This is a genomic window from Mycolicibacterium sp. P4_G11, from assembly GCF_056555145.1.
Window position 1 is genome coordinate 202,533 of sequence record NZ_JBFUJW010000003.1, and the last position, 26,343, is coordinate 228,875.

Consider the following 26,343-nt stretch of genomic DNA (forward strand, 5'->3'; position numbering starts at 1 on the left):
ACTATTCGTACCGCACCACCGATGTCGGCTGATCCGCGGTGCCTGACGAGAACTCGACCAGCTGGTTTCGGCCGCGGGCTTTGGCTGCGTAGACGGCCCGGTCGGCGCGCTCCACCAGATCCCTGGCATACCCGGTAGCGGCGCTGTCCGATCGTGACACTTCGGCGAACCCGGCCGACGCGGTCAGCGTCGTCGGCGTGCCCGCAATCGGCCCCAGCGCGGCGATACCGATGCGCAGCGATTCGGCTCGCCGCTTGGCCGTGCCGTCACTGCTGTCGGGGCCGCGCCACAACGCCGCGAACTCCTCACCTCCGACTCGGGCCACCACCGCGTCCTGACCGGCGGTCGCCTGTCGCAGGTATTCGCCGATGGCGCGCAGCGCGTCGTCGCCGACCGGATGGCCGTAGCGGTCGTTGAACCCTTTGAAATCGTCGACGTCGAGCATCATCACCGCCGCATACCGAATCTCGCGAGAATCCTCGAGATCCTCGAGTGCCTCGTCGAAAGAACGCCGGTTGGCGAGGCCGGTCAGCGGATCGACCCGGGTCAGCTCGTCCAGCTTCCGTTCTTCCAGCCAGGCCAGCCGCACCGATCGTTCCAAGGAGTACGAGAACCGGGCGGTGACCGCCACCATGAAGATCGACGTGGCCACCGTCAACAGCCGGTTGCTGGTCCATGGGAACACCCACAGCTCGAGGGCTGAAATCCACAGCAGGATGACCAGCACAGACGGCCACAGCACCCGGAACCGGATCTTCACGACGCACATACTCAGCAGCACCGCGATCGGCATCAGGTAGGGAACGACGTCATAGCCTTGCGGTAGCTGGATGACCCGCTCGTATATCTGCGCGCTGGTGATGACGCCGACGGCAGCGACGAACATGGACGCCGAGAACCGATGGAGCCGCGGCACCAGAGCTGTCAGCGCCGCGAGTGTCGCGACCGGCATGATGCCGTACACCAGCGTGTGCACACCGAGGGCCTGTGATTCCGGCGGCATCTTCAGCACGCTCTTGTAGGACGACAGCATCGCGATGCAGACCGCATCCAGACCGAGCATGATGGCCGCCCGCGAAATACGCCCCTGCCGGTCGTACACCTTCCGGAACTCGGCCTCTTGAGCGTGCGTCAGCGGGGCTGGTTGCAGCACGCCTGCCGATACCGATTCGGCCGGGGTCGACGGCCGACGGTCGCCGGGGGCCCGGCGACGGCTGCTGACAACGGCCATCTCGGCGTCAGCGACGACAAGCCGATCCCGGCCGTCACGTTTGGCCCGGTAGAGCGCCGAATCCGCCCGTTGCAGCAGCGCTGTTGCCGTGATGCTGCTCGGGTCGGGCATCGGGTCGCAGGCCAGGCCGGCCGACGCGGTCACCACGCTGCCATCCACGCCGTGGGCTATCGCGAGCTGCGCGATACCTGACCGGATGGCCTCGGCGCGGCCGGTGATCGCGGCGGCCTCGGTGGCGCACCAGACCACGACGAACTCTTCGCCACCGAGGCGGGCACAGAATTCGTCCTCACCGCCGGCCACCTGAACCAGGTACGAGCCCACCCGGCGCAGACAATCGTCACCGGCCGGGTGACCGTGGCGGTCGTTGAACATCTTGAAGTCATCGATGTCGAGCACCATCACGGCCAAGCTCCGGCGATGCCGTTCGGCGACCCGGGCCAGCTCCCCGAGCTGTTCGTCGAAGTAACGGCGATTCGGCACGCCGGTCAGCGGATCAGTGCGGGTGAGACGGGCCAGGGTGCGCGCACGCAGCCACCCGGTCCGTGTCGATCGTTCGAGTTCGTAGGCGGCACTGAGCGCCACGGTGACCATCGCGCTCAACGCCACCACGTCGAACATCGCATTGCTGGTGGCTTGGAATGCCGTGAGCTCCGTGGCGACGATCCCGACCAATCCGGCCAGAATCGCCGGCGCCAGGAGCAGAAAGCGGATCTGCACGACGATGAGGCTCATCAGGATCGCCACCGGCATTGCCAGCGGCACGACGTCGAGGCCATGTCGGATGCAGGCAACGCGCAGCAGCATCAGACATGCGACGTCGATGTACACCGACGCGATGTAGAGGAGCGACGACCAGCCCTGGAGTGGGCTGTGGTCGCCACTGAACCAGCGCAGCACCATGGGTATCACCACTGCCACGAGCAGGGTGCGGCCCAGCGGCAGGACTTCCGGCGGCACTCGCAACAAGGTGTGGTGAAAAACGATGGCGGCCGTGATCGCGATCAGGAGAACGGCCCACATCTCGTGGCGGGACTTACGGCCGATCTGACTGAAGCTCAGTTGGAATTCGGACTCGAGCGGCTCACTGAACCGGACCCCGTTGATCATCGTCGACCACATGGAAGGCCCCTCCACAACACGATGCCAACGTTGCCCGGTGCAGCTTACGTGGGATGCGCGTCGGACAGACCCCGGTTGACGCGTCCCGCATGGCCCGACATGCGCAACGGGGCGGGTTGCTCGGCAACCCGCCCCGTTGGCGGTCCTACTTACTTGAAGCAGCTGGGATCAGCGCTCGTTGGCACTCCAGCGCGAGTACCAGGTCTTGCCCTGGTACGGCAGGCCGGCGGCCACGATCAGAGCGAAGACGCCACCAACGTACAAAGCGAAATCGGACATTGCGTCCCTCCTTAGGTCATCCGAATGCGGTGTAGCAAACGGAAGTTCGTCTCCCACGGTACGGGCGGATGCACTGAAAACAAGGGACTTGTAAGCCACGGAACAGGCCGGAAACAGCAGTGACCTATTTCACAATTTGCGGTACAACGTAACGTGGACAAGGTGATTCGGACGCGTGACGACGACGCCTGCCCAGGTGCCCTGCAGGTGCACCAGGCGGCTGACGGCGGCCTGGCCCGCATCCGCCTGGCCGGCGGCATGATCACCACCGCGCAACTGGAGGCGCTGGCCCACTCCGCCGCCGAATTCGGTTCGCCGGCAATGGAACTGACCTCGCGCGGCAACATCCAGGTGCGCGGGATCCACGACGAGGCGGGGCTGGCGGCAGCGGTCGATTCGGCGGGCCTGCTGCCCTCGGCCACCCACGAACGCGTCCGGAACATCGTGGCGTCGCCGCTGTCGGGCCGCAGTGGCGGCCTCGGCGACATCCGCGACGTCGTGCGCGACCTTGATTCCGGCCTGCAAAAACGCCCTGACCTGGCCGAATTGCCTGGCCGGTTCTGGTTCGGGGTCGATGACGGCCGCGGCGACATCTCTGGCCTGGCCCCCGATGTGAGCACCCATCTGGTGTCCCCCGACACCGCCACCGTGCTGGTCGCGGGCCGCGATACCGGGGTTCGCATACCCGCCGCGCACGCCGCGGACACCCTGCTGGACCTGGCCACCTCGTTCCTGAATATTCGCGGGAACCGCTGGCGGACAAGCGAACTGGACAATGCCGACGAGCTCCTGGCCGGGGCCGACCTGCGTCCCACCGAACCGTCAGGTGCGACGTGGCCACCGATCGACACGCCGCCGGTCGGCTGGATCACCCAGGACGACGGCCGGATCACGTTGGGCGCGGCCGCCCCGCTGGGTGTGCTGCAGGCCCGTACCGCCGAGTTTGTGGCAGCCATCACCGCCCCGATCGTGGTCACGCCATGGCGCTCGTTACTCATCTGTGACCTCGAAGAGGGCATCGCCGACACTGCCCTGCGGGTGCTGGCGCCGATGGGTCTGATTTTCGACGCGCACTCCCCTTGGCTGTCGATCAGTGCCTGCACCGGGAGTCCGGGGTGCGCCAAGTCACTGGCCGACGTCCGCAGTGACGCCGCAGCGGCCGCGGCAGCGGGCGAGCCCGGTGGCCGCCGGCATTTCGTCGGCTGCGAGCGCGCGTGCGGCAGCCCGACCGTCGGCGAGGTGCTGGTGGCGACCAACTCGGGGTACGAACCACGCCACCCGTAGGGTTATCGGGTGCTCGACTACGTCCGCGAAGCTGCGGAGATCTACCGGCAGTCGTTCGCGACAATCCGCGCCGAGGCGGATCTGGCGCGATTTCCCGACGACGTCTCACGCGTCGTCGTACGCCTGATCCACACCTGCGGCCAGGTCGACGTCACCGAGCACGTCGCCTACACCGACGACGTGGTGGCCCGCACCTATGCGGCACTGGCGGCCGGCGCCCCGATCCTGTGCGACTCGTCGATGGTGGCGGCGGGCATCACCCGCTCGAGGCTGCCCGCCGACAACGAGGTGGTGTCGCTGGTCGCCGATCCGGGCGCGCCTGCCATGGCCGCGAAGCTCGGCAGCACCCGCTCGGCGGCGGCCGTCGACCTGTGGGCCGACCGACTCGGCGGTGCCGTGCTGGCCATCGGCAATGCGCCGACCGCCCTGTTCCGGCTGCTGGAGTTGCTGGACGAGGGCGCGCCCGTGCCTGCCGCGGTGCTGGGCGGCCCGGTGGGCTTCGTCGGCTCGGCGCAGTCGAAGGACGAACTGATCGCGCGGCCGCGCGGCATGGACTATCTGGTGGTGACGGGGCGGCGTGGCGGTAGTGCCATGGCCGCCGCCGCGGTGAACGCGATTGCGAGTGAAACCGAATGACAACGGGAACCCTCTACGGTGTCGGCCTCGGCCCAGGCGACCCGGAACTGGTGACGGTCAAGGCCGCCCGGCTGATCGGCGAGGCCGATGTGGTCGCGTACCACAGCGCGCGGCACGGCCACAGCATCGCGCGGCGCATCGCCGAACCGTATCTGCGTCCCGGCCAGATCGAGGAGCACCTCGTCTACCCGGTGACGACCGAAACCACGTCGCACCCGGGCGGGTACGACGGCGCGATCGAAGACTTCTACGCCGAGGCCGCCGAGCGCATCGCCACCCACCTGGCGGCCGGCCGCAACGTCGCGCTGCTCGCCGAGGGCGATCCGCTGTTCTACAGCTCCTACATGCACATGCACACCCGGTTGACCGAACGGTTCCACGCGGTGATCGTGCCGGGCGTGACGTCCGTCAGCGCCGCGTCGGCCGCGATCTCGACGCCGCTGGTGCAGGGCGAACAGGTCCTCACCATCCTGCCCGGCACCCTGCCGGCGGGCGAGCTGCAGCGCCGGCTGGCCGACACCGACGCCGCCGTCGTGATGAAGCTGGGCCGGTCGTATCCGGCTGTGCGGCAGGCGCTTTCGTCGGCCGGACGACTGGACGAAGCGTTCTATGTGGAGCGTGCGAGCACCGAGGCACAGCGGGTACTGCCGGCCGCCGACGTCGACGCCGCGACAGTGCCGTACTTCTCGATCGCCATCCTGCCGGGTTCTCGTCGTGCCGAGGCCCCGGTCGGCAGCGTCGTGGTGGTCGGGCTGGGTCCGGGCGACCCGGAGTGGACGACGGCCCAGACCCGTCGCGAGCTGGCAGCGGCCACCGATCTGATCGGCTACGGGCCGTACCTGGACCGGGTGCCGGATCGTCCCGGCCAGCAGCGCCACCCCAGCGACAACACCGACGAGCGTGCGCGCGCCGAGCTGGCGTGCAAGCTGGCCCAGCAGGGCCGGACCGTCGCCGTGGTGTCGTCCGGCGACCCCGGGGTGTTCGCGATGGCGACCGCGGTACTCGAAGAGGCGAGGCAGTGGCCCGGCGTCGAGGTCCGGGTGATCCCGGCGATGACCGCCGCGCAGGCCGTCGCCAGCCGGGTCGGTGCGCCGCTCGGCCATGACTACGCGGTGATCTCGCTGTCCGACCGCCTCAAGCCGTGGGACATCATCGCTGAGCGGCTCACCGCCGCCGCCCGCGCCGATCTGGTGCTGGCCATCTACAACCCGGCGTCGAAGACCCGCACGTGGCAGGTGGCCGCCATGCAGGACCTGCTGCTGGAATACCGCGACCCGAACACTCCCGTGGTGATCGGCCGCGACGTCGCCGGACCGAACGAATCCGTGCGGGTGGTGCGCCTGGCCGAACTCAACCCGGCCGAGATCGACATGCGCTGCATGCTGATCATCGGGTCGTCACAGACGGTGTGGCACACCACCGCCGATGGCGACCGGGTGTTCACCCCGCGGTATTACCCACACTGATTCGATTGGGCCACTAGGGTTTCCGTACATGAGCGAAAGCCCTCGAGTCAATCGCCTGGTCATGTACAAGCACGGCATGGCGCTGGTCGAACGCAGTGGTCCGGTCGACGGTGATTTCGCACTGACATTCCGCCACGCCCAGATGAAGGACGTGCTGAAGTCGCTGTCGATCACCGGCACCGGCACCGAGCTGGCCGTCGGAGCGGTCTCGTTCGACACCCCGACCGACCCGCACACCCAACTGGGCGACCGCGGGACGCTGATCGACTCCGGCAACGCGCTACGCGGACTGTTCGACGGGCTGCGGGGCCGCACCGTCGAAGTCGACTGCGACGGCACCCAGCACCGGGGCGAGGTGATCGGCGTCGATGAATCCGCAAAGTACCGGCAGGTGCTGGTCCTGCGCACCGACGCCGGGGCGGTCAGCCTGATCGAACTGGCCCACATCGGTGCCGTGACGCTGACGGAGGGCCCTTCGCGCGACAACCTCGACTACCTCCTGGACCGATCCCGTGCGCTGACCGCGGGCCAGCATTGCCAACTGGGCGTACAGGTTCGAGGCAGCGGGACCGTCCAGGTGTCCTATGTGGTGCCGGCTCCGCTGTGGCGGCTGTCGTACCGGCTGGTGCGCGACGGTGACAGTCTGGTGCTGACCGCGATGGGCATCGTGCACAACCCGGTCGACGAGGACCTCACCGACATCGAGCTGACCCTGACCACCGGCGAACCGGTCTCCTTCGATATCGACCTGTACCAGGGCAAGCACGTCCATCGTGAGGTCGTCGAGGAGAGCCGCCGCGGCGCAGCTCCGGTGCCTGTACCCGCGGCGGCGAAGACTCGGTCTGCGGAGGCCATGCCGATGCTGGCGGGTATGCCGGCGCCCGCCGGAGCGGGATATTTCGATGCCTATGCCGATGCCGTCGACGATGTCGAAACCGCTGACCGCGGTGAGTATTTCGAATACCGGCTGAGCACCCCGGTGTCGCTCAAGCGCGGCGGCGCTTCGATGATTCCGTTGGCAGTCCAGGCCGTCGACGGTGTCCGGCGCGAGTTGGTGTGGCACGGCCACGACGGCTCCCCCGAGATCGTGCTCGCCTTCACCAATACCGCGGGCATCGTGCTCGAGGAAGGTCCCGCCGTCATCTACGAGCAGGACGTCTATGCCGGTGAAGCGATGGTGCCCTTCACCGCCCGCGACGCGAAGGTGCGGCTGCCGTTCGCGAAAGACCTTGCGGTGCGCTGCCGGCATACCTCGGCCGTCAGCGACGTCACAGCCCGGGTCCGGCTCGCCCGCGCCGCCCTGGTGCACGAGCAGCGCCGCGAGCGGCTGCACACCCTGCGGGTCGAGAACGACCATGCCGAACCTGTCGAGGTGATCTTCGAAATCGCCCGCGTTCAGGGGCGTGGCGTCGAACCGCGGAACAACGTCACCGCGATCGCCGACGACGGGACCAACCACCGCATCACGGTCACCGCGGCGGGCCACCAGGCGGTTGAAGCGACGGTGCTGGAAAGCTGGCCCCTGTCCAGCGAGATCGCCTACGAACATCTCGCACCGGGTCAACTCGAAGAGTGGCTCGCCGACCGGTCACTCGACGCGACCACCATCACTGCGCTCGGCGGTGTCTTGGACCGGTGGGCGGCTGCCGAGCGGCTGGAATCCGAAGCCGAGCAAGTCCAGGCGGCGCGCTCGGGTGACTACGAGGCACAGAGCCGAATCTCGGAGCAGCTCAACGTACTCGGCAGCGACGGACCCGAAGGTGAACTACGGCGCCGACTCATCGTCGACCTGGAGGCCCTGCGGGACCGCAGCACCGCGCACGGCGAACAGGTCCGTCAGCTCCGCGACGATGCGGAGGAACAACGGCGGGCGGCGTGGGACGAACTGCAGCGGCTCATCGGCGCTCCCTGACCCAGGCTTCGGCCTCGTCGACGGTGGCGGCCGTCGTCACGCCGTCGGGCAGCCCCGGCCGATCCACCATGAGCACCGGAATGTTCAGCGCCGCAGCAGCATCCAACTTGGCGCGCGTCATGCCACCTCCGCTGTTCTTGGTCACCAGGGCATCGATGCGGTGGTCAACCAGCAAGGCCAGCTCGTTGTCGTAGCCATAAGGGCCACGGGAGAGCAGGATTTCGTGATCGGGTGGCAGCGACTCGGCGTCGGGCGGCGTGACGGCACGGATCAGGAACCAGGCGTCTGACTCGCGGAACGCCGTCGTGCCGGACCGTCCCGTAGTGAGGAAGACCCGTTGGTAGCCAAGGTCTTTGACGGTCTGCGCGGCCTGCCGGTCGTCGGCGACGACGATGGCGTCACCGTGCGGCCACGCCGGCCGGGCCAAGACCAGGTGCGGCAGCCCCAAGCCGGCACAGACCTGTGCGGCAGTGGCGGTGATGGTGGCGGCGAACGGGTGGGTGGCGTCGACGACCGCAGTGATCTCGTTGTCCTGCAGATACTTTCGCAGGCCGTCGACGCCACCAAAACCACCGATCCGCACCGGACCCACCGGCAGCGCCGGGTCGGGGACGCGGCCGGCCAGGGAGCTGATCAGGTCGATGTCGGGGTGCAGTCGTTTGGCCAGCGCCCGCGCTTCGGAAGTCCCACCCAGCAACAGGAGCTTCATCAGTGCGAACTTCCCCTGCGACGGTCACTCGAGTACAGGTAGCTGTCGGCAAAACCCTGGGCGCCCAGCACATCTCCGACGAAGATGACCGCGGTCTTGGTGATGCCGGCCGCCTTCGTGCGTTCGGCCAGCTCCGCCAGTGTGCACCTGACGACCTGTTCGGTCGGCCAGCTGACGAAAGCCACCACCGCACACGGGGTTTCCGGACGGTATCCGCCCTCGAGCAGTTGCGGGACGATGTTGTCGATCTGCGCTGCGGCCAGATGCAGCACCAAGGTGGCGCCGGGCTTGGACAGGGTCACCAGGTCCTCGCCGTCGGGCATCGCCGTCGACAGCGTCGCCACCCGGGACAAGGTGATGGTCTGAGCCACGCCCGGTACCGTCAACTCCCGCCCGAGGGCCGCGGCGGCGGCAGCGAAAGCCGGTACGCCGGGGACGATTTCGTAGTCGATACCGAGTTCGTCGAGCCGTCGGCACTGTTCAGCGACCGCACTGTAGATGGATGGGTCGCCGGAGTGCAGACGCGCCACATCGAGCCCGGCTTCGTGCGCGGCGGCCAGCTCGCCGATGATCTGCTCCAGGTTGAGCGGACCGGTGTCGACCACCCGAGCGTTCGGCGGGCACTCCGCCAGCAGGTCGTCGGGCATGATCGAACCGGCGTACAGGCAGACCTGGCACGATTGCAGCAGCCGCTGCCCGCGGACGGTGATGAGATCGGCGGCACCGGGGCCCGCGCCGATGAAGTACACCGTCATTCTTTGACCACCGTCCACTGGGTTACCGGCAATGCCGGGCGCCAACCGGTGAAGCCACCGATCGGTTCGCCGTGATAGTGCTGGAAGCGGCGCAGGTCGCCGCCCAGCTTCGAATAGAGTTGCACCACATAGGCTTCTGACTCCGCCGTCACCGCGTTGGCGACCAGCCTTCCACCGGATTCGAGCGCGTCGAAGCAGGCGTCGAACAGGCCGGGCCGGGTCAGGCCGCCACCGATGAAGATGGTGTGCGGCGCGGGTACGTCGGCGAAACTCTCCGGCGCCGCGCCACGGACATCGACCCGCACGCCGAAGGTGGTGACGTTGTCGATGATCCGCGCGCGGCGCACGTCGTCGCTTTCGAAGGCAACCGCGCGACCACCCGAGGCCCGGCACCATTCGATCGCCACACTGCCCGAACCCGAGCCGACGTCCCACAGGATTTGGTCCGGCCGCGGCTGCAGCGTGGCCAGGGTCACCGCGCGCACGTGCTGCTTGGTGATCTGCCCGTCGTGCGCGAAAGCGGTGTCCGGCAACGCCGCTCCGATCCGCAGATCGGGGACGTACCGCACCGCAATGACATTCAACGCGTCGACGTCAGGGGCCGCCGCATCCCAATCCGCGGCAGTCATCGTGGTGACACGTTCGGCCGGCCCGCCGAGTTGTTCCAGGACGGTGAATTCCGATTGGCCGCGCCGAGCTTCGGTGAGCAGCCGGGCCAATGTCCGCGGGGTGTCGGCACCCTTGGACAGCACGACTGCGTGGCCGCCGAGCCGCATCGCGGTGTGGGGCGCGGCGTTGACGAGGCTGATCACCTCGGTGTTCTGCACGCTCCATCCCAGTCGCGCGCAGGCCAGGGTCACCGACGACACGTGCGGCAGTACCGTCACCCGATCCCGACCGAACAACCGGATCAGGGTGGCGCCGATGCCGTGCAGCATCGGATCACCGGAAGCCACCACGTGCACGTCGGGCAGTCCGTCGAACAACGTGGGCAGGGCCGGCAGCAGCGGCGACGGCCAGGCCCGGCGCTCGGCGGTCACCTCCGGGTCCAGCAGGTCCAGCTGCCGCGGTCCACCGAAAATCACTCTGGCGCCGAGCAGTTCATTGCGCGCCGTCTGACCGAGACCGGCCATGCCGTCGGCCCCGATACCGACGACGGTGATTTTCCCGGTTGTCACTGGAGTCCTCTGTTCTTCGCGCAAGCGCTCATCACCGTGGCATCTTCCGCCAGATCGCCTTCGGCACAAACCGCGTCGCGAAGATCAGCGGCCGAATACCCCAGGGCACCCACACCGCTGACTTGCCCCTCTGCAGCGCCGTCGCGGCAGCGTCAGCGACCTGCGCGGGCGTGCTCGACATCGGCGCCGGGTCCATGCCGTCGGTCATCCGGCCGATCACGAAGCCCGGCCGCACGATCAGCAGCTGGATGGCGGTGCCGTGCAGCGCGTCGGCCAATCCGCAGGCGAAGCCGTCCAGGCCCGCCTTGGCCGACCCGTAGACGTAGTTCGCCCGGCGGACCCGGGCGCCGGCGATCGATGAGAACACCACGAGGCGTCCCCGGCCGGCGGCACGCATGCGCTGCGTCAGCAGCGTCAGCAGGTTCACCTGGGCCACGTAGTCGGTGTGCACTACGGCGACCGCGTGTGTGGCGTCCTCCTCGGCCCGGGCCTGGTCACCAAGGACGCCGAACGCGAGGACCGCGGTGCCGATCGGCCCGTGCCCGGCCTCGATCGCGTCCACCAGCGTCGCGTGCGAGGCCAGGTCGTCGGCGTCGAACTCGCAGGTCTGCACGTTGGCAGCGCCCGCCGCCCTGACCGCCTGCACCTCGTCGGTCAGCTGGTCGGCCCGGCGGGCCGCAAGCACCACCGTATTGCCCGGCGCCAGCCGGATGGCCAGTTCCAGGCCGATCTCGCTCCGGCCGCCGAAGATGACGACCACCTCGCCGCCAGCATCCGCCGTGTCGTTCACGGCTGCGATTATCACCTGCGCTACTTTTGACCGTGATGGCCAAGGCAACGACACGGCTCACCAGTGACGCGCTGGCATTCCTCACCGAGCGTCATCTGGCGATGCTGACCACCCTGCGGTCGGACAATTCCCCGCACGTCGTGGCTGTCGGTTTCACCTTCGACCCGAAGACCCACATCGCGCGCGTCATCACCACCGGCGGTTCCCAGAAGGCGCTCAACGCGGCCCAGCGTGGCGTCGCGGTGCTGAGCCAGGTCGACGGCGCCCGGTGGCTGTCCCTCGAAGGCAAGTCGACGGTCAGCCATGACACCGACGACGTCCGCGACGCCGAACTGCGCTACGCCCAGCGCTACCGCACCCCACGGGTGAATCCCCGACGCGTGGTGATCGAGGTCCGGGTGGAACGCGTCCTCGGCTCCAGCGAGCTGCTGGACCGCGGCGAGGCTTAGTCAGTCCCTACCGCGAGCATGCGGGTGCCGCGGGCCCAGTGGTTTTCACCAGGTCCGCGATGGGCCCGTCGGCCATCAATCCCGTTGCCTGAGAAAGCGTTCGGGATGGTGGTAGTCGTTGGTGCGGGCCTGCCCGACATCGAGTTCCGGCGGGGGTATCCAGACCGTCTGCCCGTCGGCGCCGCGGATCGTCTGCCAGCCGCCGGGTTTGACGAGTTTGTGGTGCGGCCGGCAGGCCAAGGTCAGGTCCTCGACATTGGTGTTGCCGCCGGCGGCGTACTCGTCCAGGTGATGAACTTCGGTGAGGTAGGCCGGGGCGGTGCAGCCGGGGAATGTGCAGCCGCCGTGTATCGCGTGCAGCGCGATCCGTTGCGCATCAGAGGCGCAGCGCTTGGTGCGGAACAGGTTCAGCGGCTTCTCAGTGGCGCGGTCGAAGATGCACAGGTAGTGGTACGCGTCGGCGGCCATCCGGACGATGTCCCGCATGGGCACCAAGGTGCCCCCAGCCGTCACACCATGGCCGGCGGCGGTTTCGAGGTCCTGCAGCGTGGTCGACACGATCACCGTGACCGGCAGCCCGTGATGCTGACCGAGTTCACCAGAAGACAGCGCACCGCGGAACACCTGTTCCATCGCGTCGTGGTTTCGTTGCGCGGTGCTGCGGGCGTCAGTTTGAATCTGGGCGTCGGTGGGCGTACCCGAAGTACAGGGCTGCGCGTCATCGGGGTTGCACATACCGGGTGCGCCGAGCTTGTGCATGGCCGGTTCCATGGTGGCGCGGCACTGCGGCGTGACCCACCCGGAGATGCGGCTGAGCCCGTCGGGCTGTTGGGGACCGAAGACGACGCCGCGCTGGCGGTTGCGTTCGCGCTCATCGAGTTCCCCGTCAGGGTGCAGGGTGTCCAGCAGGCGCCGGCCCACGGTGCGCAGCTGCTCAGGACGAAACTGAGCGGCGTTGGCCGCCATCTGCGCTTCGGCGTCCGCAGCGACGTCAGGGAGCGTGTGCCGGGGCAGCTTCTTGAGGACCTTGCGGACGATCTTGATCTGCTCGGGCCCGACGTCACCCCGAGCTTGGGCGGCAGCGGTTTCGGGTAGCAGCGGCGGCAACGGCTCGCCGGTCAGGCCGACGCGTGGCGCCAACGCGGCGGCGTTGCCGATCCGACGCTTGGCATCCTCTGCCGATATTTGCAGGCGGTCGGCCAGAGCTTGCGTCAGCACCAGCCCGCCCAGTTGCGCGGGAGTCGCTTCGCGGGCCAGCCGGGCCACCATCGCCTGCTCGGCCACCGGCATCCGCCGCGCGGCGCGCTCCAACCGCGACAGCACCGCCAGCAGCTCCGGGCACGTCAACTCTTCGAACGACAAGCCGTTCAAGGTGTCCACCGCCAAATCCAGCGCGTCGAGCGCTGAATCGATCTGCGAGCGGACTGCCGTTGCCATATTCGAATACTAGTTCGAACAACCGACAAGAAATCGCCGTTTGTGACCACTGAAACCAAAGGGGCGCAAGAGAATTCGAGGCGGATGACAATGCCGCCGGGATCGATGAAAAGGCAGCGATCGCGGCCGGCGGCCGCTGGTGCTGCGACGGGCCGTGGCGGCGTGTCCGACGGGTGCGTTGCGCATGGCCGACGACGTGTAACGCGGTCCCGCAACCGGCCTGCCGACGGCGACCAACCGGCATGACGCACGTCACCCCGGCATGGTTCGATCTATGACGCCATGACTATCGCCAGCCCTTTCCCCGAGGTCCAGATCCCGACGACGGCCGTCTACGAGTACATCTTCGGCGGTCTGGCCGAGTCGGATGCCGATCGCATCGCCATCACCGAGGTCGCGACCGGCGCTGAGTTCACCTATCGCGAGCTGACCACCCGGATCGAGGCGTTCGCCGGTGCGCTGGCCGCCCGAGGCCTGGGCGTCGGCGACGTGGTCGGCCTGCTGGCGCCCAACAGCGCCGCGTTCGCGGTCGCCTTCCACGGCATTCTGCGGTCCGGTGCCACGGCCACCACGATCAATGCGTTGTTCACCGCCAAGGACATCGCCAAGCAGCTGACGGACTCCCGTGCCGCCTTGCTGATCACCGTCACCGCGCTGGCGCCGCAGGCGCTGCAGGCTGCGGCGGCCGTTGGGCTGGCCGCCGACCGCATCGTCGTCCTCGACGGTCCCGGCAGCTCGGTCGACGGTCATCCGAATGCCGCCGAACTGCTCGACGCCGCACTGCCCGCGCCTCAGGTCAGCTTCGACCCCGCCACTCATCTGGCGGCGCTGCCCTACAGCTCGGGCACCACGGGAAACCCCAAGGGCGTCATGCTCACCCACACGAATCTGGCGGCCAACGTGGCGCAGATTCGCCCGATCCAGGCCATGGGCCAGGATGACCGGGTGCTGGCGGTGCTGCCGTTCTTCCACATCTACGGCATGACGGTGCTGCTCAACTCGGTCCTGCACGCACGGGCCCGGCTGGTCATCATGCCCAGCTTCGACCTCGCCCAGTTCCTCGGGACCATCCAGGACCACAAGTGCACATTCGCGTTCATCGCGCCGCCGGTCGCGGTGGCGCTGGCGAAGCACCCGATGGTCGACTCCTACCGGCTCGATTCGTTGAAGGGGCTGATGTCGGGCGCCGCGCCGCTCGATGACGACCTCGGGATGGCGGTCGCCGACCGGCTCGGGTGCCCCATCGTGCAGGGCTACGGCATGAGCGAACTGAGCCCGGTGAGCCACTGCATGCCGTTCGACGGTGGCCGCGAACTCGTCGGTGCCGTCGCGCCGTTGAGCTCGTGCGGCTGGACGGTGCCGGGCGCCGTCAGCAAGATCGTCGACCCCGATACGGGCGCCGAGATCGGCCAGCCCGAACACGGCCTGAGCGAGGTCGGCGAACTGTGCTTCCGCGGCCCCAATGTCATGGCCGGTTACCTCAACAACGATGCCGCCACCCGCGAGACCATCGACGCGGACGGATTCCTGCACACCGGTGATCTGGCCCGGGTCGACGCCAGCGGCTGCATCTACATCGTCGACCGGCTCAAGGAGCTCATCAAGTACAAGGGCTACCAAGTGCCGCCGGCCGAGCTCGAGGCGGTGCTGCTCACGCACACCGGTATCGCCGACGCGGCGGTGGTCGGGGTCCGCGATCCGGATTCGGGCGAGGAAGTGCCCAAGGCATTCGTGGTGCTGCAGCCGCAGGCCACGTTGTCGGGCGACGAGATCATGGATTTCGTCGCCGGCCAGGTCGCGCCGTACAAGAAGGTCCGTCAGGTCGCGTTCATCGATGCGATCCCGAAGTCCGCGGCCGGCAAGATTCTGCGCCGCGAACTGCGCGCCATCCGCGAGGTCTAGGGCTGAATCGTCAGGCCGACCTCGCGCGCGGCCTTGGCCTGGCGATAGCCGACCACCAACCCGACGAGCGGCATCAGCACCAACCCGGCCAGGCCGAACAGGTCGCCGCGCACCCCGACCGGCTCGGCGGCGGCCCACACCGGGATACCGGTGTGGTCGACGGACAGCAGATCCGCGGCGCCTTCCTCGCTCGGCGCCGCCGGCGCGGGTACCTCGACGGGCGGCGCCACGTCCGGCGCTGACCACCAGGAACGGCCCGCCGGCGCTGTGCCGGTGTGCTGTTCGGCTACCACGACGGGCACCGGCGGGTTGACCGGCGTGGGCACCACCGCGTCCGGGCCGTCAGAGCCGCTGTTGGACTGGGCACCCGGCGCGAAGTTGTTCCAGCTGCCGTTGTCGTTGCCATTGCCATTCGACTTCGACGAATTTCCTGTGTTGGTCCGACCCGAGGCCGACGATCTGGGACCGGAGCTGCCGTTCCCGGCGGACCCACCGCCGGTGCCGGAGTTACCGCGCGACGCGCTGCTCTGGCCGGAACCTGCCTTGCCTGAATTGCTGTTCCCACCGTTGCCATGCGATCCGCCGGGGTCGGCGGCGGCGATAGCCAGCGAGGGGCCGGTCAGCACCACAAAGGCAGCGAGCGAAAGGTTGGCGACCCTCAGCAGAGCATCCTCACGGCGCACGTCCGCCCCCGATCACTCCGGCTGAGTGGCAACCCCCTGCACACTCCGGACCCTCATCATGGCACGTCACCGTGCCCGGGTTGACGATTTCCGCGGTTAGCCGGGCAGGTCGGCGCTCAGGCCGAATCCGGGTCCTGCGCGATCCCGTCGGCGGCCTTGCGCAACAGCGTCAGTGCGCTGCGCGCCCACGTCTGCGTCGCCCCGGCCAGACCGCAGGCGGGTGTCAATCCGACGCGTTCGCGTAGGACCGTGCGAGGAAAGCCGAGTCGGTCGGTGATACTCGCGGCTGCGGCGGCAACCTGCTCGACCGGGACCGGATGTTCCGGGGCGACGCCCGGCAGCACGCCCAGCATGATGGTCCGGCCTGCCTCGACCCACTCGCCGATGCCGTCGAGATCAGCCGCGGTCAGCTTGGCCGCATCCACCGAGATCGCGCTGAAGGCAGTGCGCGCCAAGGTTTTCCATGGCACGTCGGTGGCACACACGTGAATGCTTGCCGGTCCCCCGACGGTCGCGATGCACTGATCGAGCAGGCTCGCAGCCAACAGCGCGTCGACCGGCGCCACCGGCGACATCCGGGTCACGCCCGCCAGCCGCCCGGCCAGGGCGGCGGGCAGTGACGGTTCGTCGAACTGCACCACCACCTCGGCGTCGCAGCGCCGCGCGACCTCGGCGCGATGGTGCGCGACGCCCTCGGCGAGTGAACCGGTCAGGTCGCGCAGCGCGCCCTGATCGGAGATGGCCCGGTGTCCCCCGGACAATTCGAGTTCGGCGGCCAGCGTCAACGGACCGGGGACCTGCACCTTGATGGCCCGCCCGGTCCCGCGCAGCCCGGCCTTCTCCCACGCCTCTTCCAGCGCGTCGACATCCTCGTCGAGCAGACCCGTTGCGCGGCGCACGACGGAGCTGCGGCCGGGGGCGATGCGGTACCCGCGCGGAACGGTGTCCATGCCGATGTCGACCAGCAGCGCAGCTGCCCGTCCGATGATGTCGGCACCGACGCCGCGGGCGGGGAGCTCCACCAAATGTGGCAGGGCGGGCAGCTCACCGACCACAACGGCAGCCGCTTCCCGGGCGACCGTTCCCGGCCACGAGCCGATACCGGTTGCCTGGGCGAAAATAGTCACGCGGCCAACACTATTCGATGGGCTCTTCCACGTAGCTGCGCAGGCGGTCGAGTGCGCGGTCCCATCGCTTCGACAGCGCGGTCAGGTACTCGCTGGCTTCGGCGAGCGGGTCCGGCTGGATGCGCCAAATGCGCTCGCGCCCGTGCCGGCTGCTGGTCACCAGTCCCACCGCCTCCAGCAGCAGCAGATGTTTGGTGGCCGCTTGCCGGGTTACCGGGATCACCTGTGTCACTTGCGAAGTCGAGGATGGGCCCGCTTCACACAGACGCACGACGATGCGTAACCGATTGGGGTCACCGAGCGCGTCGAACAGTGGCGCCCGGGCGTCGGCCGTCGTACTCACACCGGCTCGTCCAGGTACTTGCGTACCAGTTTGGTCTGGGCTTCCCACCCGCCGCTGTTGGCTTCGAACGCCTCGGCTCGGCGGTCGGCCGGGATGTTGTCGAACCCGGACTCGACGATCCGCAGCAACACACCGTCGGCGGTGTCGGTCAGGGTGAACTCGACCAGCGTGGTCGGCTCGTCGGCGTAGTCGGCGCCCGGCTCGACGGCATACGGATGCCACCGGAACGCCAGTCGCCGCTGCGGCTCCACCGCGACCACGTGCCAGACCGACTTCTTCCCGGCGTGCGGCTCCTGTGCGGCGGCGACCTCGTCGTCGACCTCGGTCGGGGTGATCACGCCGGTCACCGATTCACCGGCGACGAACGGGCCGTCGAAACGCACGCCGAACCACCGGCCGAACTCGTCGGCGTTGGCGACGGCGCGCCACACCCGGTCCAGCGGGGCGCGCAGCGTGACTTCTTTTTCGATGCGATCGGAACTCATAAGCAACCTCCCGGTTGCCTATCACGCTACGACCAAAAAGCCGGAAACGCAACCGTTCAGTTGCTCATGATTGGGTTCAGCGCGCGATGGTGGCGCTGCCGATGACCTCGTCACCGTCAGGGTCGCGGCGGTACAGCACCATGGTCTGGCCTGGGGCGACGCCACGCAGCGGCGTGCGCAGCTGCACATCGAGCACCCCGCCGGCGAGCTCGGCGACGGCGTCGGCCAACCCGCCGTGCGCCCGCACCTGGATCAGGCATTCGATGGGCCCGACCGGCTCGGCACCCGAGGTGAACACCGGCCGCTCGCCGATCAACGAGTGAATCTCGAGATCTTCCACGCCGCCGACGTGCACGGTCCCGGTCTCCGCATCGATGCCGGTGACGTAGCGCGGCAGGCCGTCAGGCCCCGGGCCGGCGATGCCGAGGCCCTTGCGCTGCCCGATGGTGAACCCATGCACGCCGTCGTGCTCCGCGAGCTTCGTGCCGCCGGCATCGACGACGGCGCCGGGACGGATGCCGATGCGGGCACCCAGGAAGGCGCGGGTGTCGCCGGACGGGATGAAGCAGATGTCGTGGCTGTCCGGCTTCTCGGCCACTGCCAGCCCACGCTCGGCGGCTTCCTGCCGGATCTGCGGCTTGGGGGTGTCACCGATCGGGAACAGCGCGTGGCTGAGCTGCTCGGCGGTCAGCACCCCGAGTACGTACGACTGGTCCTTGTCCGCGTCAACGGCACGACGGAGACGACCGTCTTCCAGTCGCGCGTAGTGCCCGGTTGCCACGGCGTCGAAACCGAGCGCCAATGCGCGGGCCGACAGCGCCGAGAACTTGATCTTCTCGTTGCAGCGCACGCACGGGTTCGGCGTTTCACCGCGGGCGTACGACTCGACGAAGTCGTCGATGACGTCTTCCTTGAATCGGTCCGCGAAATCCCAGACGTAGAACGGGATTTCCAGGATGTCCGCGACTCGGCGGGCGTCGCCGGCGTCCTCCTTGGAGCAGCACCCGCGCGACCCGGTACGCAGGGTGCCGGGCGCGGTGGACAGTGCCAGGTGTACGCCCACGACGTCGTGGCCGGCGTCGACCATGCGCGCCGCGGCCACCGAGGAGTCCACTCCCCCACTCATCGCTACCAGAACCCGCATGACTACCTTCCCAACCCGGCACTGGCCAGTGCAGCCTGACGAGCCCGTTCGACCGCAGCCGGCAGCACAGCCAGCACGGCGTCGATGTCGGCATCAGAACTGGTGTGCCCCAACGAAAATCGGAGTGATCCGCGGGCACTGGCCGGAGCGGCGCCCATCGCGATCAAGACATGTGACGGCTGCGCGACGCCGGCCGTGCAGGCCGAACCCGTCGAGCACTCGATGCCCTTGGCGTCCAGCAGCATCAGCAGGGCATCGCCCTCGCAGCCACGAAAAGTGAAGTGCGCGTTGCCCGCAAGGCGGTCCTCGCCGGTGCCGCCGTTGAGCACCACATCCTCGATACCGGACAGCACGCCGTCGACCAGACGGTCACGCAAGGCGCCGATCCGGGTCCGGTGCGCGTCCAGGCCCTCGACCGCGACACGCGCGGCGGCGGCCATGGCCACCACGCCCGCGACATCCGGTGTGCCCGAACGCACGTCACGTTCCTGCCCACCGCCGTGCAGCAGCGGCACGCACGCGACATCGCGGCGCAGCAGCAGCGCACCCACCCCGGTGGGGCCGCCGAACTTGTGCGCCGCCACGCTCAACGCGGACAGCCCGCTCGCGGCGAAATCGACCGGCACCGCACCGACCGCCTGGATCGCGTCGCTGTGCATGGGTACGTCGAATTCAGCTGCCACAGCGGCCAATTCAGCGATCGGCTGGATGGTGCCGACCTCGTTGTTGGCCCACATCACACTGACCAGCGCGACGTCGTCGTGGGTTTCGAGAATCTCGCGCAAGGCCGCGGCCGACGTGCTGCCCGCGCTGTCCACGGGCAACCAGGTCACCTCCGCGCCTTCGTGCTCGACCAGCCATTCGACGGCGTCGAGCACCGCGTGGTGCTCGATCGGCGACGTCACGATCCGGCGGCGTCCCGGGCAGCTGTCCCGGCGCGCCCAGAAGATGCCCTTGACGGCCAGGTTGTCACTCTCGGTGCCGCCGGCGGTGAAGATCACCTCGGAGGGCCGGGCACCCAACTGCTGGGCCAGGGACTCGCGGGCCTCCTCCATCCGGCGCCGGGCCGCCCGGCCGGAGGTGTGCAGCGAGGACGCATTGCCGCCGGCTGCCAGGACCGCCGTCATCGCCTCGATGGCAGCGGGCTGCATCGGGGTCGTGGCGGCGTGGTCCAGGTATGCGGGGCTCATGGCCTGTCCAGGATACCGGCCAGGCCAAACCGGTCAGGCGGCCAGCGCGTGCCCGTGAACAGCAGCGACGGGCAGCGGGCCCACCTGGTGCACCGCAGCTTGGCAACGGCCGGCCAGATCGCGGCGGTCGGCGCCGGGCAGCTGCAGCGACTGCACCTGGATGTGGCACACCGTCAGCTTGGCCGTGATGACCCGTTTGATCGACGTCAGCAGCGAGTCGTCACCGATGAACGCCGGAATGGTCGACTGCGCGCCGTCGCGGTGCCGGTACGTCAGCTGCAGCGGCTGCACCGGGCGGCCGGCGTCCACCGCGGCCTGGAACATCGCCGGGGCGAACGTGCCGTGACCCAGACCGCACCACGTGGTGCCTTCCGGGAAGGCGACGACGGTCTGACCTGCGGTGAGCCGGTCCGCGACGGTGCGGACCACGTCGGGCAGCCGGCGCAGGCTGTTGCGGTCGATCGGGATGACCTTCATCAGCCGGGCCAGGAAGCCCAACGCCGGCCACTCGATCAGGTCGGCACGCGCCACGAACGAGCCGGGCATGACCGCGCCGATCACGAAGATGTCGACCCACGAGACATGTCCGGCGACCACCAGGACGCCGCTCAGGTTGCGGATCGGCCCGCCCGAGACGGTGATCCGGACGCCCAGGCCGCGCAGCACCAGCCGGCAGTACATCCGCTGGATGCGCGACCGGCCCGGCAGCGGCACCGCCAGTAGCGGCAGGGTGGGCAGCAGCAACAACGTCATGACCAACCGCGCCGCGGTGCGCAGCGCGACGACGACCGGACGGCTGACGTGCGCGGCGTCCACCCGGATGCAGCTGGCGTCGCAGGACGCCTTGGGCAGCCAGGGGTGCTCCTGCACCGTCGTGGGCGCGGTCACTGTCCGGCCTTGTCGGTTGCCGCGGCGGCCGAACGCAGCCGCGTCAGGTACCGGACGTCGGCCTCCCGCTTGTCCAGCAGGGCCGGGAAATCACCGACACCGAAGTCGGGGTCGTAGGCCGGGTCGCCGCACACCTTGGCGCCCAGGCGCAGGTAACCGCGCATCAGCGGCGGCACGGTCACGCGGGCAGGCGGCTCGATGTCGTCGAGCAGCTTGCCGTCGATGATCACCGGGCGGTACGGGCGCACCTTGTACTCCGAGGCGTGCCGCTTGTTGACGAAGTCGCGCACACCGCGAATCTGGGTGGCCGGGGCCTCGTCGGGGCTGCCCTGGATGGGCACCGACACGCAACCGGTGACGTAGTCGTAGCCGCTGTGGTCCAGGTAGGCCAGGATGCCGCCCCACATGAGCAGCACGACGGCGCCGTTGCGGTGATCGGCGCGCACCACGGCGCGGCCCATCTCCACCATCGACGGGCGAATGCTGTCCAACGCGCTGACATCGAATTCGGTTGCGGTGTACAGCCCGCCCGCGGCGATTGCGCCCGGCGGAGGCAGCATGCGGTAGCAGCCGACGTACTCGCCGGTGTGGTCCTCGCGGACCAGCAGGTGGTCACAGAATTCGTCGAATCGGTCGGCGTCCCGGCCGCTTTCGAAACCGGGGCTGTCGTCGGTGAGGGTGTAACCCGGCTCCGAGGTGAACACGTGGTGACGAAGCCGTTGCGCGGCCTCGATGTGTTCGGAGTCGGCCGACAACAGCAGTGTGTACCGCGGGGTGTCGGTCGATGCAGTGGTGTTATCAGGGGCGATGAGTACAGAACTAGTGCTCATGTTGTGCACGGTGACGGAGCCGTTCGGCGCGGCGGCATCAAGCACGTAACGCGTTGATGACCGGTTGCGAAACATCACGGTCCGTTACATTCGGCGCATGATGCCGCGATGAGGAGCCGCGCCGCAATTGTCCGTGAGGTGGGCGGGGACTGGTCGGTTGAGGAATTCGAGCTCGACCCGCCGCGCGCCGGTGAGGTTTTGCTGCAGATGGCGGCAGCCGGGCTGTGCCACTCCGACGATCACATCCGATCGGGCCAGCTCGCCGCGCCCAAAGGCGCTGCGGTGCCGAACATGCCGCCCACGATCGGTGGTCACGAAGGTTCGGCGGTGGTGCTCGAGGTGGGTCCGGGCGTCACCCGGTTCTCCCCCGGCGACCACGTGGTGACGTCGTTCCTGGCGGTGTGCGGGAAATGTCGTTGGTGCACAAGCGGTATGGAGTATCTGTGCGACGTCGGCGCCGGCACGCTCATCCCGGGCATGCCGACCGATGGCACCTTCCGCCACCACAGCCTCTCCGGTGAAGAGTTGCGGCACACCTCGAAGATCGGCGCGTTCGCCGAACACACTGTGGTGGCGGCAGATTCGCTGGTGAAGATCGACCCGTCGTTGCCCTTGGTGCCCAGCGCGCTGCTGTCCTGCGCGGTGCCCACCGGATACGGGTCGACGGTGCGCCGCGCCGGGGTACGCGCCGGCGACACGGTCGTGGTCATCGGCGCCGGAGGCATCGGCACCGCCGCAGTCCAGGGTGCTCACCTCGGTGGCGCATCGCAGGTTGTCGCGGTCGATCCGGTGGCGTTCAAGCGGGATTCCGCCCTGTCATTCGGCGCGACCCACACCGCGGCGACGATCACCGAAGCCTTTGACCTCGTTCGGGAGCTGACCCACGGCGTGATGGCAGACGCCGTCGTCGTGTCACCGTCGATGATCGGTGACGGCGACGTCTCCGACGCCTTGTCCCTGACCCGGAAGGGCGGCACCTGCGTGCTGACCGGGATGGCCGCGCCGTCGGCCGGGGCCGTGCAGCTCGACCTGCAGGACCTGATCCTGATGAACAAGAACCTGTGCGGCACGCTTTTCGGCTCGTGCAACCCGACCACCGAAGTGCCGGCGCTGGCACAGCTGTATCAAGAGGGCCGGCTCAAGCTCGATGAGATGATCACCCGGCGCTACCGGCTCGACGACATCAACGAGGCCTTCGACGACCTGCTGGGCGGCCGCGTGATTCGCGCGGTGATCGACTACTCGCTCACCTGACGCCCCGGGCGACCAGCTTGGTCTCCAGGTACTCCTCAAAACCAGCCAGGCCCATCTCCCGGCCGATGCCGGACTGCTTGTAGCCGCCGAACGGTGCGTCCGGCGAGTACCAGACGCCACCGTTGACGTTGATGGTTCCGGTGCGCAACTGCGACGCCACCCAGTCGACCCGGTCCTGATCGGTGCCGGCGACCGCGCCGGACAGGCCGTATGGCGAGTCGTTGGCGATGCGCACGGCGTCGGCGTCACCGTCGTGGGCGATCACGGTGAGTACCGGGCCGAAGATCTCCTCGCGGGCCACCCGGGCGTCGTTGGTCAGTCCGGCGATGACGGTCGGCTCGATGTAGAAGCCGCGGGTCCGGTCCGCGGGGCGGCCACCGCCGCAGGCGAACCGGCCGCCCTCCTCGAGCGCCAACCGCAGGTAGCCCTCGACCCGGTCACGCTGGCGCGCCGAGATCAGTGGGCCGCACACCGTGGCCGGATCGGTCGGATCCCCGAAACCGATGCCGGACATGGCCGTTGCCGCCGCGGCGACGGCCTCGTCGTACCGCGCGCGCGGGATCAGCAGTCGGGTGGTGAAGGCGCAGCCCTGGCCGGCATGCATCGCGACGCCGGCGGCCGCGGCGGCACAGGCCGCGGGCAGGTCGGCGTCGTCGAGCACGAGGTAGGCCGACTTTCCGCCGAGCTCCAGGAACACCTTCTTGATGGTGTGCGACGCGGCCACCATGACGGCCCGGCCGGTGGCCGTCGACCCGGTGAACGACACCAGATCCACACGTGGATCCTCGGTGAGTTGGGCGCCGATCCGGTGCTCGCTGGAGGTGACGACGTTCACGACACCCGCGGGAAAGTCCGTGCGCTCGTTGATGATCCGGCCCACTTCAGCCGCGCACCACGGAGTGTCCGGGGCTGCCTTGAGCACGACGGTGTTGCCGGCGGCCAGCGCCGGGCCGAGTTTCGCGAAGTTGATCTGGTGCGGGAAATTCCAGGGCGTCACCGCGCCGACGACGCCGCAGGCCTCGCGGACCATGGTGCGCCGGGTCGGTTTACCGAACGGCGCGGCCTCCCCGAGATCGGTTGTCCATTGGTAGTTTTCGGCGAGGTCGGCCACATAGCCCAGACCGTCGACCGGTGCCTGCAGGTGACCGCCGTAGGTCAGCGCGACCGGGGCACCCACCTCGGCCACGGTGATGGTCCGCAGGTGCTCGATCTCGTCGGTGAGCGCGTCGCGCAACTGCCGCAGGCAATGCACCCGCAGCGCAGTGTCCCGGGACCAGTCGGTGTCGTCGAATGCGGTGCGGGCCGCGGCGATGGCGCGGTCCAGGTCCTCGGCGTCAGCGTCAGCGGCGTGCCCCAATGTCTCCTCGGTGGCCGGGTTGATCGTCGCGAACTCGCCGCCGCGGCCCGCCACGAGCTGCCCATCGATCAGCAGGGCGGTGCTCACGTGATCGTCAGTCCCTCAAGGGTTTCCGCGTCCCGCCAGGCGGCGAGGATGTCGGCGTACTCGGTGGGGCTGCCGAAGAAGAAGCTGTCCTGGTTCAGCCGATCGCTGGGCTGCCCTTCGCGGTTGTAGTAGCCGGGTGTGCAGGCTTCGCGGCGGCCGGCGATCACCACCGACCGTGCCACCACATTCCGGACCCAAGCCTCCTCGGCCGCTTCGCTCGCTTCCAGTTCCGCAATGTCGTTCTTGAGCGCCCACGCGATCACCCACGCGGTGTGCCGGGACTGAGTGTCGATCAGATACGGGAAGTTCACCGTGAATCCGGACTGCGCGATGCTGGCGATGAAACAGTTGGGAAATCCGTTGACGTGCAAACCATGCAGAGTGCGGACCCCATCGGACCACTTGTCGGTCAACGTCTTTCCGTCGCGGCCGATCACCTCGAACCCGGTGCGCCGGGTGTAGTCGGTGCCGACCTCGAAGCCGGTGGCGAAAATCAGGCAGTCCAAGGGGAACTCGGTGCCGTCCACCACGACCCCGGCAGCGCTGATCTGCTCGACGCCGCGGCCCCGGGTATCTACGAGGGTGACGTTGTCCCGGTTGAACGCCTGCAGGTACTCGTCGTGGAAGCAGGGCCGCTTGCAGTAGTAGCCGTACCAGGGCTTGAGCCCCTCGGCGGTGGCCGGGTCGGTCACCAGCGCGTCGATGCGCGCGCGGATCTGTTCCATCTTCGCGAAATCGGCCAGCTCCGCCGTCGAGGCCCGCGGGTCGGTGCCTTCCTTCGCGATCGGCATGGCTTTGGCCAGGCTCGTCCAGGCATCAGCCACCAGGTCCTCATCGGCCTGCCCACCCGCGGTGAGGATCTGGAAATTCTCGATGCGGCGCTGCTGCCAACCGGGTTCGAGCGCTGCCGCCCAGGCCGGATCGGTGGGCGCGTTCGCCCGCACGTCGACCGTCGACGGCGTGCGCTGGAACACGAACAACTCCCCGACCGCCGGCGCCAGACGCGGCACGCACTGGATCGACGTCGCGCCGGTCCCGATGATCCCGACCCGCTTATCGGCCAGGTTCTCCAGGCCTGCGCCGGTGTACTCGTAGTCCCAGCGGCTGGTGTGGAACGCGTGGCCGGTGAACTCGGTGATGCCCTCGATACCGGGCAGCTTCGGCTTCTGCAGATAGCCGTTGGCCATCGAGACGAACCGGGCCCGGATGGCGTCGCCGTGGTTGGTGGCGATCACCCAGCGCGAATCGGCCGGGTCCCAACGGATTTCCTGCACCTCGGTCTGCAGGCAGGCGTTGCGATACAGGTCGTAGTGCTCGGCGATGGCCTGGCAGTGCGCGAAGATCTCGGCACCCTTGGCGTACTTCTCGGTCGGCACGTAGCCCAGCTCTTCGAGCAGCGGCATGTACACATACGACTCGACGTCACAGGCGATCCCGGGATACCGGTTCCAGTACCAGGTGCCGCCCACGTCGGACGCCTTGTCGATGAGCCGGATATCGGCCACACCCAATTCCCGCAGCCGGGCGCCGGTGAGCAGCCCGCCGAAACCAGCTCCGATGATCGCGACGTCGACCTCGTCGGTCAGCGGCGCGCGGGTGAAACCCGGCTCAGCCCAAGGGTCTTCACCGAAGGCGGCGAACCGGCCGGCGATCTCCACGTACTGGCCGATGCCGTCGGTCCGCAGCCGCCGCGCGCGTTCCTGGGCGTACCGCTGCCGCAGCGCGTCGGGATCGAACGTCGTCCCGTCGTCGCTGTCCGAGCTCCCATGCGTCATCGATGCATACTGGAACACGTTTCAGTTTCT

At 68.6% G+C, this 26,343-nt stretch carries 23 protein-coding genes; 7 read left to right on the forward strand and 16 right to left on the reverse strand.

Features of this window, described 5'->3' with window-relative positions:
- Position 1: 1 nt before the first annotated feature.
- Positions 2-2,353, reverse strand: coding sequence for a diguanylate cyclase domain-containing protein (locus tag AC1U2B_RS06940; protein ID WP_480216208.1), 2,352 nt, complete (start codon positions 2,351-2,353; stop codon positions 2-4).
- Between the two features lie 441 nt (positions 2,354-2,794).
- Here AC1U2B_RS06940 and cobG point away from each other — a divergent pair, with 441 nt between their 5' ends.
- The 4 genes from cobG to AC1U2B_RS06960 are packed head-to-tail and all read left to right on the forward strand — an operon-like array spanning position 2,795 to position 7,930.
- Positions 2,795-3,916 (forward strand): precorrin-3B synthase, encoded by a 1,122-nt coding sequence (gene cobG, locus AC1U2B_RS06945; RefSeq protein ID WP_480216209.1) that lies wholly within the window; start codon positions 2,795-2,797, stop codon positions 3,914-3,916.
- A gap of 9 nt (positions 3,917-3,925) precedes the next feature.
- A complete protein-coding gene (locus AC1U2B_RS06950; protein WP_480216210.1) occupies positions 3,926-4,552 on the forward strand; it encodes a precorrin-8X methylmutase in 627 nt (208 codons plus the stop codon).
- Entirely contained in the window at positions 4,549-6,018 is a 1,470-nt protein-coding gene (locus AC1U2B_RS06955; RefSeq protein WP_480216211.1) for a precorrin-2 C(20)-methyltransferase, read from the forward strand. The genes AC1U2B_RS06950 and AC1U2B_RS06955 overlap by 4 nt, the downstream gene beginning before the upstream one ends.
- 28 nt (positions 6,019-6,046) lie before the next feature.
- Positions 6,047-7,930 (forward strand): hypothetical protein, encoded by a 1,884-nt coding sequence (locus AC1U2B_RS06960; protein ID WP_480216212.1) that lies wholly within the window; start codon positions 6,047-6,049, stop codon positions 7,928-7,930.
- Here the strand turns inward: AC1U2B_RS06960 and AC1U2B_RS06965 are convergent.
- The 4 genes from AC1U2B_RS06965 to dprE2 are packed head-to-tail and all read right to left on the reverse strand — an operon-like array spanning position 7,914 to position 11,362.
- A complete protein-coding gene (locus AC1U2B_RS06965; protein WP_480216213.1) occupies positions 7,914-8,639 on the reverse strand; it encodes a cobalt-precorrin-6A reductase in 726 nt (241 codons plus the stop codon). The genes AC1U2B_RS06960 and AC1U2B_RS06965 overlap by 17 nt on opposite strands.
- Positions 8,639-9,394, reverse strand: a complete 756-nt coding sequence (gene cobM / locus AC1U2B_RS06970; protein WP_480216214.1) for a precorrin-4 C(11)-methyltransferase — start codon at positions 9,392-9,394, stop codon at positions 8,639-8,641. Before cobM ends, AC1U2B_RS06965 begins: the two co-directional genes overlap by 1 nt.
- Positions 9,391-10,572: a precorrin-6y C5,15-methyltransferase (decarboxylating) subunit CbiE gene (cbiE, locus tag AC1U2B_RS06975; protein WP_480216215.1), complete on the reverse strand. Its 1,182-nt coding sequence runs from the start codon at positions 10,570-10,572 to the stop codon at positions 9,391-9,393. The genes cobM and cbiE overlap by 4 nt, the downstream gene beginning before the upstream one ends.
- Positions 10,573-10,603: 31 nt before the next feature.
- The gene (gene dprE2 / locus AC1U2B_RS06980; RefSeq protein ID WP_480216216.1) at positions 10,604-11,362 is read right to left on the reverse strand and encodes a decaprenylphospho-beta-D-erythro-pentofuranosid-2-ulose 2-reductase; all 759 of its coding nucleotides are present in this window, start codon (positions 11,360-11,362) and stop codon (positions 10,604-10,606) included.
- Positions 11,363-11,397: 35 nt separating this feature from the next.
- Between dprE2 and AC1U2B_RS06985 the strand changes: the two genes are divergently transcribed.
- Entirely contained in the window at positions 11,398-11,811 is a 414-nt protein-coding gene (locus AC1U2B_RS06985) for a F420-dependent biliverdin reductase (RefSeq protein ID WP_043395247.1), read from the forward strand.
- Positions 11,812-11,886: 75 nt separating this feature from the next.
- On the opposite strand, the gene AC1U2B_RS06990 is transcribed toward AC1U2B_RS06985, so the two are convergent.
- Positions 11,887-13,248, reverse strand: coding sequence for an HNH endonuclease signature motif containing protein (locus AC1U2B_RS06990; RefSeq protein WP_480216217.1), 1,362 nt, complete (start codon positions 13,246-13,248; stop codon positions 11,887-11,889).
- A gap of 282 nt (positions 13,249-13,530) precedes the next feature.
- Between AC1U2B_RS06990 and AC1U2B_RS06995 the strand changes: the two genes are divergently transcribed.
- Entirely contained in the window at positions 13,531-15,150 is a 1,620-nt protein-coding gene (locus AC1U2B_RS06995) for an AMP-binding protein (protein WP_480216218.1), read from the forward strand.
- Here the strand turns inward: AC1U2B_RS06995 and AC1U2B_RS07000 are convergent.
- The 8 genes from AC1U2B_RS07000 to AC1U2B_RS07035 all read right to left on the reverse strand — a co-directional run bounded on the left by AC1U2B_RS07000 (position 15,147) and on the right by AC1U2B_RS07035 (position 21,840).
- Positions 15,147-15,833 carry a hypothetical protein gene (locus AC1U2B_RS07000; RefSeq protein WP_480216219.1) on the reverse strand — a complete coding sequence of 229 codons (687 nt, stop codon included), beginning with the start codon at positions 15,831-15,833 and terminating at the stop codon, positions 15,147-15,149. The two genes, AC1U2B_RS06995 and AC1U2B_RS07000, sit on opposite strands and share 4 nt — an antisense overlap.
- Positions 15,834-15,949: 116 nt before the next feature.
- The gene (locus AC1U2B_RS07005) at positions 15,950-16,960 is read right to left on the reverse strand and encodes a methionine synthase (protein ID WP_480216220.1); all 1,011 of its coding nucleotides are present in this window, start codon (positions 16,958-16,960) and stop codon (positions 15,950-15,952) included.
- 10 nt (positions 16,961-16,970) lie between these two features.
- Positions 16,971-17,303 (reverse strand): ArsR/SmtB family transcription factor, encoded by a 333-nt coding sequence (locus AC1U2B_RS07010; protein ID WP_480216221.1) that lies wholly within the window; start codon positions 17,301-17,303, stop codon positions 16,971-16,973.
- A complete protein-coding gene (locus tag AC1U2B_RS07015; RefSeq protein ID WP_260941936.1) occupies positions 17,300-17,788 on the reverse strand; it encodes an SRPBCC family protein in 489 nt (162 codons plus the stop codon). The genes AC1U2B_RS07010 and AC1U2B_RS07015 overlap by 4 nt, the downstream gene beginning before the upstream one ends.
- A gap of 76 nt (positions 17,789-17,864) precedes the next feature.
- Positions 17,865-18,932 carry a tRNA 2-thiouridine(34) synthase MnmA gene (mnmA, locus tag AC1U2B_RS07020; protein WP_480216222.1) on the reverse strand — a complete coding sequence of 356 codons (1,068 nt, stop codon included), beginning with the start codon at positions 18,930-18,932 and terminating at the stop codon, positions 17,865-17,867.
- A 2-nt stretch (positions 18,933-18,934) separates the two neighbouring features.
- On the reverse strand, positions 18,935-20,122 hold the full coding sequence (locus AC1U2B_RS07025) for a cysteine desulfurase family protein (protein ID WP_480216223.1): 1,188 nt from the start codon (positions 20,120-20,122) through the stop codon (positions 18,935-18,937).
- Positions 20,123-20,155: 33 nt separating this feature from the next.
- Positions 20,156-21,010 (reverse strand): lysophospholipid acyltransferase family protein, encoded by an 855-nt coding sequence (locus AC1U2B_RS07030; protein ID WP_480216224.1) that lies wholly within the window; start codon positions 21,008-21,010, stop codon positions 20,156-20,158.
- Positions 21,007-21,840: a GNAT family N-acetyltransferase gene (locus tag AC1U2B_RS07035; protein WP_480216225.1), complete on the reverse strand. Its 834-nt coding sequence runs from the start codon at positions 21,838-21,840 to the stop codon at positions 21,007-21,009. The genes AC1U2B_RS07030 and AC1U2B_RS07035 overlap by 4 nt, the downstream gene beginning before the upstream one ends.
- A gap of 108 nt (positions 21,841-21,948) precedes the next feature.
- On the opposite strand from AC1U2B_RS07035, the gene AC1U2B_RS07040 reads away from it, so the two are divergent.
- Entirely contained in the window at positions 21,949-23,094 is a 1,146-nt protein-coding gene (locus AC1U2B_RS07040) for an NDMA-dependent alcohol dehydrogenase (protein ID WP_480216226.1), read from the forward strand.
- Here AC1U2B_RS07040 and AC1U2B_RS07045 read toward each other — a convergent pair.
- Positions 23,087-24,538, reverse strand: coding sequence for an aldehyde dehydrogenase (locus AC1U2B_RS07045; protein ID WP_480216227.1), 1,452 nt, complete (start codon positions 24,536-24,538; stop codon positions 23,087-23,089). The two genes, AC1U2B_RS07040 and AC1U2B_RS07045, sit on opposite strands and share 8 nt — an antisense overlap.
- On the reverse strand, positions 24,535-26,313 hold the full coding sequence (locus AC1U2B_RS07050) for a flavin-containing monooxygenase (RefSeq protein WP_480216228.1): 1,779 nt from the start codon (positions 26,311-26,313) through the stop codon (positions 24,535-24,537). The genes AC1U2B_RS07045 and AC1U2B_RS07050 overlap by 4 nt, the downstream gene beginning before the upstream one ends.
- Positions 26,314-26,343 lie beyond the last annotated feature (30 nt).